An 11,545-nucleotide genomic window follows, 5' to 3' on the forward strand; every position below is an offset into this window, starting at 1 on the left:
CCCCGCGGTTGGAGCGCACCTTGATACCGGTGGCGTTCAGTCCGACCAGCGCCGCGTCACGGACGGGGTTGGAGGCGCCGAGGACCAGTTGATCACCCGGCCGAAGGGCGTCCGCGACCGCAGCCGCGACGTGCAGGCCGGTGGTCAACGGGTGGGCCTTCAACTGGGCGCGCACCGTCTCCTTGGCGTGGGCATTGGCCCCGGTGCAGCGCGCCAGCCAGCCGGCGTCGGGCTCCCCGGTGAGCACCGCGCGGGTGCCGGTGGCCTGGGAGTTGCCGGACACATCAGGCCAGCGCGGGCTGGTGGTGAGCGCGAACACGGGCAGCGACGAGTCGGCCAGCAGCGCCGACACCGGACGGTGCAGCGTCGGACGGCCCAGCATGATGACCTGGCTCGGCCTCAACGACGGCAATGCCAGCGGGTGCAACGGGTTGGCCGCTGGCGGCGCCGTCGGTTCGGCCACGGTGGGCAGCCCGGCCAAATTGGGATGCACACCGGCGCCATGACCTGCGATGACCACGGTGTCCGGCGTGACGTCGATGTCCAACGGCTGGTCGAACGTCACCGGCGGCGTATGGGTCCACGGCCGTCCGTCGGGCCGACCCGCGGGGGCGTATTCCCCCGATTCGTTCGCGTCGGGGACCAGCGGCTCGCGCAGCGGGACGTCGAACTGCACGGGTCCCGCATTCGCACTACGAGAACCCTTGGCCGCCACCAGAACTCGACACGTCGCCGAGCGCCACTGCGCGTTGAGGGCCGCCATCGTCTCGGTGGCGCCCTCGGCGAGTCCGAGGCTGATGGTCGCGCGGACCTGCGTGCCGAAGTAGCCGAGCTGTTCCATCGTCTGGTTGGCGCCGGTGCCCAGCAGGTCATAGGGCCGGTTGGCGCTGAGCACGACCAGCGGCACGCGGGCGTAGTTGGCCTCGACCACGGCGGGCCCGAGGTTGGCCACCGCAGTGCCCGACGTCATGGCCACGCAGACGGGAGAGCCCGCCGCGGCCAACCCGATGGCGAGGAACCCCGCGGTGCGTTCGTCGATCCGCACGTGCAGCCGGAGACGGCCGGCACGGTCCGCGTCGTGCAATGCGAACGCGAGCGGAGCGTTGCGCGAGCCCGGACACAGCACCACGTCACGGACCCCACCGCGGATCAGTTCATCGACGACGATGCGCGCTTGGGTCGTCGACGGGTTCACCTGTACAGCCTGTCATACCCCCGCGCCGAAGAATTCGAGCACGGCGGCGTTGACGGCGTCCGGACGCTCGATGAAACCGAGGTGCCCGGTATCGGGTATCTGCAGGTAGCGGCCGTTCGGCAGGGCGTCGGCCACCTCGCGACCAAGGTGCGGCGGCAGCACGACGTCGTCGGCGAAGCCGATGACCAACACCGGCGCCGTAATGTTCCGGTAAGCAGGAAGGCGGTTGCCTTCGGGCTTGATTCTCAACTGGCTGCGCAGGCCGGGCGTCGGCTTCGTCGGCCACATCGTGAACATGTCGATCCAGTCGCGGACGGCGCTCTCGTCGTTGAGGGTCTTGGGCGAGAAACTCTCCAGCAGCCGCATCTTCGCGTCGTACTTCGCCGGCAGTTCGATGTCGGTCTGCAAGAACTCGTACTCGGCAGTGTTGAAGAACTCGCGGGTCCGGTCCTCGCGGCCGCGGGTGGCCATCAACACCCCTGCGGACACCAGGTCGGGCCTGGCCAACATCAACTCCTGGGCGATGAACGAACCCATCGACACCCCCACCACGCGGACCGGGCCGGCGTCGAGCTTCTCGATCAGCTTCGCCGTGTCGAACACCACCTGTTCGGTGGTGAAGCCCTGCGCGTTCTCGGTGGCGCCGACACCGCGGTTGTCGAACGTGATGACGCGGTAGCCGGCCCGCTGAAAGGCGGGGACCTGATGCAGGTGCCACGTCCGGCCCGCTCCTCCGCGGCCGGCAATGAACAGGACGGGCTCGCCCGAGCCGCGGTCGTCGTAGGCCAGATTCACCCGGCCGACCCTACTTGGAGCGGTTTGGGGTGTCTCATCGCCGCTGGCCCCACCCGGCTCGCGAGATCTACACCAGCGTCGTGAAATCTCGCGATCCACGACGCTGAGGTAGATGTCGCGAACAACATTAGCGCGCCGAAACCGCGGGGTGGCGCTTCTTGCCGCGGCCGCGGGCCGAGCGGATGGCCTGGTCCCACAGCAGCAGCGTGGTGGCCTTCATCTGCGTGGGAGTCAACAGGTCCTTCGAGAACATCGCTACCGCCGTCGCCTTGGTGGCCGCGGACGCCTTGGAGAGGTGGCCCGAGTCGAAAGGTGGCTGGGGGTCGTACTCGATGGCCAGCTGAATCGCCTTCGCCTTGGCCTCACCGGCGATCTGGCCGGCCAACCACATCGCCAGGTCGATGCCCGCCGAGACACCAGCACCGGTCACGATCTTTCCCTCGGTGACGATCCGCTCGTCGCTCACCGGCGTGGCACCGAACGCCTTCAGCGTCGGCACGGCCAACCAGTGCGACGTGGCGCGCTTGCCCTGCAGCAGACCGGCGGCGGCCAGGATCACCGATCCCGAGCACACCGATGTCGTCCACGTCGTGCCCGCATCGACCTTGCGCACCCAATCGAGCAGTTTCTCGTCGCGGGCGTGCTCGAACGTCGTCATGCCGCCAGGGACGAGAAGTAGTTCGGGCGAAGGGGTCTCGTCGAACGAGTGGGTGGCGCCGACGACCAACACGCCGGAGTCGGCGGTGATCGGACCCGGCTGGTGCCAGACGAACCGCACCTCCGCGCCGGGCAGATTCCGCAGCACCTCGTACGGGCCGATGAAGTCCAGCGCGGTGAAGCCGGGGTAGAGCACGATGGCGATCTGCATGATTCTCCTCTAGGCGAACGACTTGCGATACTGATCGGGCGAGATGCCCATCCGTCGAACGAAGTTGCGCCGCATCGTCTCTGCGGTGCCGAAGCCACACCGCCCGGCGATGACGGTGACGGTGTCGTCGGTCTCCTCCAGTTGGCGCCTGGCGGCTTCGGTACGCACCCGCTCGACGTAGGCGCCCGGTGCCTCGCCGACTTCGTCGGTGAAGACCCGAGTGAAGTGTCGTGCGCTCATGGCCGCCCGACGAGCAAGGTCGGGAACGCTGTGCGCGCCGCCGGGTTCGCCCTCGATGGCCTCCTGCACGGTGCGGATCGGGGCGCGTCGGGCTCGCGGCATCCACACGGGCGCCGCGAACTGGGTCTGACCCCCCGGCCTGCGCAGATAGAGGACCAGCCAGCGGGCCACGGTCTGCGCGACGTCGGTGCCGTAGTCGTCCTCGACGAGCGACAGGCCGAGGTCGATCCCCGCCGTGACACCGGCCGCGGTCCATGTCTTGGGTGAGCTTCGCAGGAAGATGGGCTCGGGATCGACTGTGACGGCGGGGAATTCACTTGCCAACTGGTTCGCGAAGGCCCAGTGCGTGGTGGCCCGGCAGCCGTCGAGCAGGCCTGCCTGAGCGGCCAGGAACGCACCGGTGCAGACGCTGACGACGCGTCGGGCGTTCTCGGACACCGCCTGAATCCACGCGATCAGGTCTTCGTCGCGACGGGCCGCGTCGGTACCGAACCCACCGGGAAGGACGACGGTGTCGACGGACCGGCGCGGATCGGGCAGCGGGCTTGCCACGATCTCCAGTCCCGTCCCGGTGCTGATGGACTTCCCGTTCGCGGCGGCGATGGTCACCTCGTAGCCGTCGTCGCCGCGACCCTCGCCCGCGAGGCAGAGCGTCGCCCCGGTGAACACCTCGAACGGGCCCACCAGGTCGAGGGCCTGCACACCCTGGAACCCGACGAGGACCACCGACCGCTTCACATCCTCAGTGTCGATCACCTAGGCGATGGCGTCTATGCCAGGTACCCCACCAATTAGGACAACAGCGGGTAGCACGCCCTGACCCGCTCGATCCACCATTGCCGTCGGTCGGGCGACGCAGCCAGCGCCGACAGCCGCGCCGGGTCGGGCGCCACGGCCCCCACGGGCAGCCGACCGTCGACCGGCACGACCGCCTCGGTGACGTCCTCGACGAACAGACCGCCGGTACCGAGCCCGCAGGCGTAGCGCAGGTCGGGCAGGCACGCCGCGGCCAGGAGCCCCCTCGACATGCCGACAGCCGAATCCAGCGCACTGGACACGACGATCGGGATGTCGATCTGTCGGGCGATCTCCAATAGTCGCGTGACCCCGCCGAGGGGCGCCACCTTCACGACGGCGACGTCGGCGGCGCGCGACCGGACCACGTGCAGCGGGTCGTCGGCCTTGCGGATGCTCTCGTCGGCGGCCACCGGCACGTCGACCAGGCGACGCACCTCTGCCAACTCGGGAACCGTCGCGCAGGGTTGCTCCAGATACTCCAGCGGCCCGTCCGCCGTCAGCGCCGCGCTGGCGGCCACTGCCTCGGCGACGGTCCAGCCACCGTTGGCGTCGACGCGGACCACCGGCACCCGCTCGCGAACCGCGTTGACGCGGGCGACGTCGTCGGCGAGCGTCTGACCCCGCTCGGCGACCTTCACCTTGGCGGTACCCGCGCCGGGGAAGCGAGCCAGCACCTCGGGCACCTGCGAGGCCGGGACGGCGGGCACGGTGGCGTTGATCGGAATCCATTGGCGCAGCGGTGTTGGCGCTGCGACGTACGCGGCCTCCACACCCGAGGCCAACCAGTGGGCGGCCTCGTCGGGCCCGTACTCCAGGAACGCGCCGAACTCGCCCCACCCCGCAGGCCCATCGATCAGTGCGACCTCACGAAAGTCGATGCCGCGGAAGCGAACTCGCATCGGCAGCGAAACGACGTGCAGACGTTCCAGCAGATCGTCCAGGGGGGGCGTCACGCCTGGCACGCTACGCCGCGAGCGTGAACATGACGACGCGAAAGCCGCTCACAGCGTCGTGAAATTCACGCTCGCCACAAAATGGTTCGGTTAGACCTTGCGGCCCGCCGCCTCCCAATGCGGCTGGCGCAGATCCTTCTTCAAGATCTTGCCCGTGGGGTTGCGGGGCAGTTCCTTGACGATGTCGACCGTCTTCGGGCACTTGTAGGCGGCGAGCCGCTCACGGGCGAACGCGATGATCTCCTTCTCGGTCGCCTCCCCCTCGAGCGCGACGACGGCCTTGACGGACTCACCCCACTTCTCGTCCGGCACGCCGATGACGGCTACCTCCGCGACCGCTGGATGCTCGGCGATCACCCGTTCGACCTCGATCGAGTAGATGTTCTCCCCGCCCGAGATGATCATGTCCTTGAGCCGGTCTTCGACGTAGATGTAGCCGCCCTCGTCGACCCTGCCGATGTCGCCGGTCCGGAACCACCCGTCCTCGGTGATCGCCTCCGCGGTCGCGTCGGGCTTGTTGTGATAACCCTTCATCAATTGCTTTGTGCGGAACCACAATTCACCCTGCTCGCCCTGAGGAACGTCTTCGAGACTGTCGGGGTCGACCACCCGTACCTCCGCACCCGGCACCACCCTGCCTGCGCTGCCCATGCGCTCCTCATCGCCGTTGCGATGATCTTCCGGGGCCAGCAGGCTGATGACGCCGCCGACCTCGGTCAGCCCGTAGGCCTGGATGAAGTCGGTGTCCGGCCAGGCCTCCAGGGCTTTGCGCAGCAGCGGCAGCGGCATCGGCGACGCGCCGTAGCCGTAGGTCTTCAACGCCGCGAACAGCTTCACCGCGTCGTCGCCGGACTCCAGCACCTTCGCCAGCACCGCGGGTACCAGGAAGGTCCGGTTCGCACCTGCGAGGATTCCGCCTGCCAGCTGCGCCCCGTCGACGTCGCGGGTCATGTAGCTGGCCACCCCGGTGTGCAGCCCCAACTGCATGTACGACGAACCGCCGACGTGGAACAGCGGCATGGCGACCAGGTTCTTGTCGCCTTCCTCGAGCTCCCAGCCGTCGAACGCGCTCACGGTGTGCGCGATGAGGTTGGCCTGCGTCAAGGCCACGCCCTTGGGCCTGCCGGTGGTGCCGGAGGAGTACATGATGATCGCCACGTCGTCGGGTTCGACGTCATCTCTGCGGTCCACGGGTGTCGCCGCGGCGAGCATCGCCTCGTACTCGTCGCCCTCACCACCCTCGGGAGTGACCTCGATGATCTGCTCGACGCTCTTCAGCTTGTCGCGGATCTTGTCGACCGCCTGCTTCAGCTCAGCCCCGACGATCAGCACCTTCGCGCCAGAATCGTTGAGCACGTAGTCGAGCTCGTCGGCGGCCAGCCGGAAGTTGACGATCGCGGTCGCAGCACCCAAAGAGGCTGCGGCCAAAGTAGTTTCCACACAAGCCGGATGATTCTTGTCCAGGAACGCGACGACGTCTCCTCGCCCGATGCCACGTTCGCTCAAGGCGCCGGCGAGCCGCCGGATGCGCTCGTCCCACTGCGACCACGTCCAGGTGCGATCCTTGAAGGTGATCGCCTCGTCGTCGGGTTTGGTCTTCGCCCAATGGGCCGTGCGTTCGTCGAGGAAGGTGGGCTCAGCCAGATCGGACATTGAAACAGGCTGCCATGAAGCGGGCCCCGTCAGGTGTCTTTCTCCCTACTTCGCCTCGACGTCGGCGGGAAGCCGCCGAAGACCCCTCCTGTCGTAGAGGCGGGTGACGATGGCACCGATCAGCAACCCGATGGCCAGACCGATCGCGGTCATCGTGATGGCGTGGGCGAGCCCGGCGTCGGCGCGGCCGTCGAGGTACAGCAGCGCCCGCGTACCGAGGAAGACCTGGTGCATCGGCTCGAACGTCGCCAACCACCCGAACACCCGCGGCGCCGCCTCCAACGGAATCGTCGCGCCGTTGGACGGCAGACCGAGCATCACGAAGAAGAACAGATTCGCCAGCAGGCCCATCGATCCGAGCACCGCGATCAGCGACGTCGACGTGACACCGACGGCCGTGATGGTGAACACCCCGTACAGCCAGAGCGCCCAACCGTGGGTGATGGGCATGCCGAGCGCGGTGGCGATGCCGATGTAGGCCGCCGACGTCAAGACCGCCATGATCACCACCATCGCCCACTTCAGCAGCAAGGTGCGGAACCGGGAGATGCTGACCTGCTCGGCGAACCGGTAGACCGGCCCCAGTTCGGCGGGGACGTACCCCAGCATCGAATCGACCAGCGAGCTCACCACGATGCTGCCGGTGAAGCCGGCGAGCAACAGCAGCAGCGCATAGTAGAACGCCGAAAGGCCGTTACCGGTGCCGTTCGGCAGCGGATCGTGGTTGTTCACCTGGATGTCGATGGGGGCCGACAGCGCCAGTGCCACGCCACCGGGCAGCGGTGCTCCGCTGGCCTGAGCCACCTGCGCGGAGAGTTGGTGGCCGACCTTCGCGTTGATCTCGTTGACCGCCTTGCCCAGTGCCACCCCGGCGATGCTCGCCCCGAGTTCGCCAGCCCGAGGATTGGTGGACACCGTGACGACGGGGCGGGTCACCTCGCCCGGCTTCGTGGCGCCGGGTCCGAGGGCGGCCAGCTTCGCCGAGAAGTCGGCGGGGATCTGCACCACTCCGTAGATGCGCGCGGTGTCCAGCTGCCGGGTCGCCTCGTCGGCGGCGAGCACCCGCACGTCGAACTGCTCAGGGTTGAGCCCAGCGGTCAACCCGTCGACCACCTGCTTGCCCGACGGCCCTGGGTCGGCATTGACCACGGCGACCGGGAAGTGCCGCAGGTTCGTCGTCGGATTGAGGATGCCGCCGAGGTAGAGGGCGGCCAGCGCCGAGAACACCACCAGCGACACCAGGATTGGCGTCAACCAGAAGCGTGGCGTGCGGATCGTCGTGTACGGATCGGGCACCGCGTGCCGTGGACGTGAAGGTGCGGGCATCAGGATTCCTGTTCGGTCGGGCGCAGCAGAACGATGGCGAGGACGACCGCGGCGACGGGCACCAACGCCATCACGAGACTGAGGGTGTGGATGGCGTGAATCATCGAATCCGTCGCCCCCTCGACGACTTCTCTGGCTCGTTGCGGGTCGAGCACGTTCACACCGCCTGGCGACGTCGAGGTGCCGTGCGCGACCTGCAACGCCTCGCGTGCCTCGGCGACGGTGATCCCGGAGCCGGCGAGCTTCTGCGTGGCGTCGTGGACGAACAGCGAGGTGCCGACGAGTGCGAACAGAGCCGGGCCCAGAGAGTACGCCGCCTGGCCGACCGCCGACTTCACCGCCGACACCGAGCCACCGAGATCGCTTGGCGCACTGGACATCATGATCGTCGACTGCGGGGTCTGGACCACGGCACCGCCCACGGCGTTCAGCGCTACCGCGACGAAGAGCAGCCAGAGCGAGCTACTCTCGCCGATCGTCGCCAACACCAACAGGCCGGCGAGGAGTAGGAGCAGACCGCCGATCAGGACGGCGCGGTCACCGAGACGGGCGGCAGCCCGACCCGAGCCGGTGGCGGCCACCGCCTGCAGCAGCGTGGCAGGGACCAGCAGCAGACCGAGAAGGGCCGGCGACTCGCCGCGGACCACGACCAGGTAGTAGGCGAACAAGATCGTCGATCCGCCGGTCAGGAAGTTGAACGTGGCCCCGGCGGTAACGGCGGCATTGAACCTGCCGGACCGGAAGATTCGGAGGTCGAGGGCGGGATCCGGAGTGCGGCGCTCGCGGATCAGAAAGGCAACGGCGGCAACGACTCCCAGCACCAGCGGGATCAGGGCGCCGGTCGTGAGCCCGCGTTGGAGTCGGGAGATGCCGTAGACGAGGGCCAGCAGCGCCACGGCGACGAGGATCAGGCCGGGCACGTCGAGTCGCCGGGGGGACCGCGGCGTCTCCGGCACGTACCGCAGGTGGATCACCAGTGCGACGAGCGCCGCCACCGGTGCGACGAGAAAGCCGGATCGCCATCCCACGTGCTCGGCGAGCAGGCTGCCGATGGCCGGCATCGGCGTGCTCAGCGCGAAGCCCGCCCCCAGGTAGAGCCCGATCGCGGCCGCTCGACGTTCCGGCGGGAACACCGCGTTGATGATGGCCAGCGACAGACCCAACAGGAACGCGAACGCCACCCCCGTCCCGGCGCGGGCAACGATGAGCACCATGGCGTTCGGCGCCAGTGCGGCCAGCACCCCGCACCCGACCGTCCCGAACAGGCCGAAGGTGAACATGCGCTTCATGCCGTACAGATCGCCGAGAGCGCCAGCCCCGAGCACCGCTGCCGCCAGGGTCAGGGTCGCCAGACTGGCGACGAAACTCGCCGAGCTCGGTGAAAGGTCCAGTCCCCTACGCACCTCGGAGATGTTGGCGGACAGGATGGTTGGATCGACGGCGGTGATGCTGTAACCCAATCCCATGGCGACGATCGTCATGGTGGCCGCCGCACCCGATACCGCCGTCGGCGGTCGGCCGCGTTGCTCCTCGGCGGCCGGGCACGTCATCCGCCGTACACCCGCCGTCCCGCCAAATACGTCGCGCGCACGTCCAGATCGGCGATGGTCTCCGGCGGCACCGCGCGGGGATCGGCCGACAACACCACCAGGTCGGCGTACTTGCCCACCTCCAGTGAACCGATCACGTCGTCGGAGAACAGCTGCCACGCCGCATCCAGGGTCTGCGCGCGAATCGCCTGCTCGACGGTCAGCCGCTGCTCCGGTCCAAGGACCCGCCCGCTCGGCGCGATGCGCGTGACCGCGACGCTGATGTTGCGCAGCGGCTCCTCCGGCGTCACCGGCGGGTCGTTGTGCAGCGAGATCCGCATGCCGGTGGCTACGGCCGAACCGGCGGGCATCCACCGCGAACCGTGTTCGGGGCCGAAGAGCCCGTCGACGATGATGTCGCCCCAGTAGTGAATCTGGTCGACGAAGATGCTGCACGTGACGCCCAGCGCGTGGGCGCGCTGCAGCTGCGCGTCCGACATGGCGCCGACGTGTTCGAGCCGCAACCGGTGATCGTCTCGCGGATTGGCTTGCAGCGCATGCTCATACACGTCGAGAATGGTGTCAACGCCGGCGTCGCCCTGCACGTGGCACGCCATCGGCCAGCCCAGCGGGAAGTAGGCGGCGACGATCTCGGTCAGCTGCTCGCGGGTGTAGTTGGCGCACCCGCAGGAGCCCGGTGTCACACCGATGGTGCGGGTGGCGTCAGTGTCCAGGTACGGAAAGGACAGGTCGATGTTGCCGATCCACGGCGAGCCGTCCACCCAGATCTTGATGCCAACCTGGCGGACGACGTCATCGCCGTTGGCGGGCACCTCGGTGGTGGACATCTGCGCCGTCGACATTTCGTAGGTGCGCAGCCGCACCGTCAGGTCGTCGTGCAATGCGACGAGCACCGGCCGGAACATCGGATCGAACGCCATCTCCGAGCACGTGGTCAGCCCGGCGCGGTTCAGCCGAGCGCACTCCGCAAGCAGCATCGCCGGGTAGTCGGCAGGGTTGATGGCCTTGCCGACCAGCGAGAACACCGCGCCGGTCTCCTCGGCGGTGCCGTCGAGCTCGCCGTTGGCGTCGCGCCCGTACTTGGAGCCCTTCGGATCCGGGGTGTCGCGGGTCAGCCCGGATTGGCGCGCCGCGGCGGAGTTGAAGTACGCCTTGTGCCCGGAATTGTGAATGATCACCAGCGGCGTCGCGGGAGCCACGTCGTCGAGCCAGTCCAGCGTGGGCTCGGGCAGTCCGACCTGAAGGAGCGGGTCCCACCCGTTGAGGTACGCCCCCGACTCGCCGCGGGCGTCGACCTCGTGGTGGATCGCGGCGACCACGTCGTCGGCGCTGCGCATCGTGACGGGCCGGATGTCGACCATCCGGTCGCTCAGCACGACGGCCTCCATCAGCGGGTGCCCGTGCGCCTCGACGAGGCCCGGCATGACGCAGCCGTCGCCGAGCTCGACGACCTCGGTGTCGGGGCCGATCCAGCCTTCGACGTCGGCCCGCTTGCCGACCGCGACGACACGCCCGTCGGCCACGGCAAGCGCCTCCGCGGTGGGAAGCGCGTCGTCAACCGTGAGCACGGTTCCAAAGAAAGCCAGGTCAGCAGCCATCTCGCCATCCTTGCAGAGGGCCGAAAGAATTCGTCGCAAGATTCTCTTACCCGCCGTGTCGATATCGGGGGGTCACCGTTCGACGTAGTTGTGAGGGCCACCCTGGACAAGAATGACGAGGCCCTTCCACCACGAAGAAGGAGATCGAAATGCGGTACATGCTGATCATGCGGTCCACCCCAGAAGCCGAGAAGTTCGTCGAGGAGAACGTCGACTTCAGCGAGATCATCGCGGCCATGGGCGCCTACAACGAGGACCTCATCAAGGCGGGCGTGCTGCTCGCCGCCGAAGGCCTGACCGGACCCGAGGAGGGCTTCGTCGTCGACTTCGGCAGCGACCCGCCCGTCGTCACCGACGGCCCGTACGCCGAAGCCAAGGAACTCTTCAACGGGTTCTGGATCCTCGAGGTGTCGTCGATCGACGAAGCCAAGCAGTGGGCCGGGAAGTGCCCGCTGGGCCCCGGCGTGAAGCTCGAGGTGCGCCGCGTATCGGAGATCGAGGAGTTCGACCAGGACAACGAGTGGGTCCAGAAGGAACGGAAGTGGCGCGACGAGAAGTAGTGGCAGCTA

Annotated in this window: 9 protein-coding genes and 1 pseudogene; 1 reads left to right on the forward strand and 9 read right to left on the reverse strand. The window is 68.2% G+C overall.

The features are described 5' to 3' along the window. The 9 genes and pseudogenes from menD to QOD90_RS23810 form a co-directional block, all read right to left on the reverse strand. The coding region (gene menD / locus QOD90_RS23770) for a 2-succinyl-5-enolpyruvyl-6-hydroxy-3-cyclohexene-1-carboxylic-acid synthase (RefSeq protein WP_526353686.1) at nt 1–1,195 on the reverse strand (1,195 nt) is incomplete at its 3' end. 12 nt (nt 1,196–1,207) lie between these two features. Further along, nucleotides 1,208–1,990: an alpha/beta fold hydrolase gene (locus QOD90_RS23775; RefSeq protein WP_526353688.1), complete on the reverse strand. Its 783-nt coding sequence runs from the start codon at nt 1,988–1,990 to the stop codon at nt 1,208–1,210. Between the two features lie 127 nt (nt 1,991–2,117). Continuing rightward, nucleotides 2,118–2,861: a DJ-1/PfpI family protein gene (locus tag QOD90_RS23780; protein WP_526353699.1), complete on the reverse strand. Its 744-nt coding sequence runs from the start codon at nt 2,859–2,861 to the stop codon at nt 2,118–2,120. A gap of 6 nt (nt 2,862–2,867) precedes the next feature. After that, on the reverse strand, nt 2,868–3,836 hold the full coding sequence (locus QOD90_RS23785; protein ID WP_526353701.1) for a GlxA family transcriptional regulator: 969 nt from the start codon (nt 3,834–3,836) through the stop codon (nt 2,868–2,870). Between the two features lie 53 nt (nt 3,837–3,889). Continuing rightward, entirely contained in the window at nt 3,890–4,849 is a 960-nt protein-coding gene (locus QOD90_RS23790; protein ID WP_526353690.1) for an o-succinylbenzoate synthase, read from the reverse strand. Between the two features lie 90 nt (nt 4,850–4,939). Continuing rightward, nucleotides 4,940–6,502, reverse strand: a complete 1,563-nt coding sequence (locus tag QOD90_RS23795; protein WP_526353692.1) for a long-chain-fatty-acid--CoA ligase — start codon at nt 6,500–6,502, stop codon at nt 4,940–4,942. 54 nt (nt 6,503–6,556) lie between these two features. Further along, a pseudogene (locus QOD90_RS23800) lies at nt 6,557–7,828 on the reverse strand (YhgE/Pip domain-containing protein); the annotation flags it as partial. After that, nucleotides 7,828–9,378 (reverse strand): MFS transporter, encoded by a 1,551-nt coding sequence (locus tag QOD90_RS23805; protein ID WP_526353694.1) that lies wholly within the window; start codon nt 9,376–9,378, stop codon nt 7,828–7,830. The gene QOD90_RS23805 and the pseudogene QOD90_RS23800, both read right to left, overlap by 1 nt. Continuing rightward, nucleotides 9,375–10,976 carry an amidohydrolase gene (locus QOD90_RS23810; RefSeq protein WP_526353695.1) on the reverse strand — a complete coding sequence of 534 codons (1,602 nt, stop codon included), beginning with the start codon at nt 10,974–10,976 and terminating at the stop codon, nt 9,375–9,377. Before QOD90_RS23810 ends, QOD90_RS23805 begins: the two co-directional genes overlap by 4 nt. Nucleotides 10,977–11,125: 149 nt before the next feature. Between QOD90_RS23810 and QOD90_RS23815 the strand changes: the two genes are divergently transcribed. Beyond that, entirely contained in the window at nt 11,126–11,536 is a 411-nt protein-coding gene (locus QOD90_RS23815; RefSeq protein ID WP_526353697.1) for a YciI family protein, read from the forward strand. The last annotated feature ends 9 nt before the right edge of the window (nt 11,537–11,545 follow it).

Origin of the sequence: Mycobacterium sp., from assembly GCF_032161845.1 — a bacterium.
In the GTDB taxonomy this organism is placed as follows: domain Bacteria; phylum Actinomycetota; class Actinomycetes; order Mycobacteriales; family Mycobacteriaceae; genus Mycobacterium.

Bases quoted from the DNA above. Each gene is read 5' to 3' on its own strand.
- QOD90_RS23795 (WP_526353692.1), bottom strand. From the start codon at position 6,502: ATGTCCGATCTGGCTGAGCCCACCTTCCTCGACGAACGCACGGCCCAT.
- QOD90_RS23805 (WP_526353694.1), bottom strand. From the start codon at position 9,378: ATGACGTGCCCGGCCGCCGAGGAGCAACGCGGCCGACCGCCGACGGCG.
- QOD90_RS23810 (WP_526353695.1), bottom strand. From the start codon at position 10,976: ATGGCTGCTGACCTGGCTTTCTTTGGAACCGTGCTCACGGTTGACGAC.
- QOD90_RS23815 (WP_526353697.1), top strand. From the start codon at position 11,126: ATGCGGTACATGCTGATCATGCGGTCCACCCCAGAAGCCGAGAAGTTC.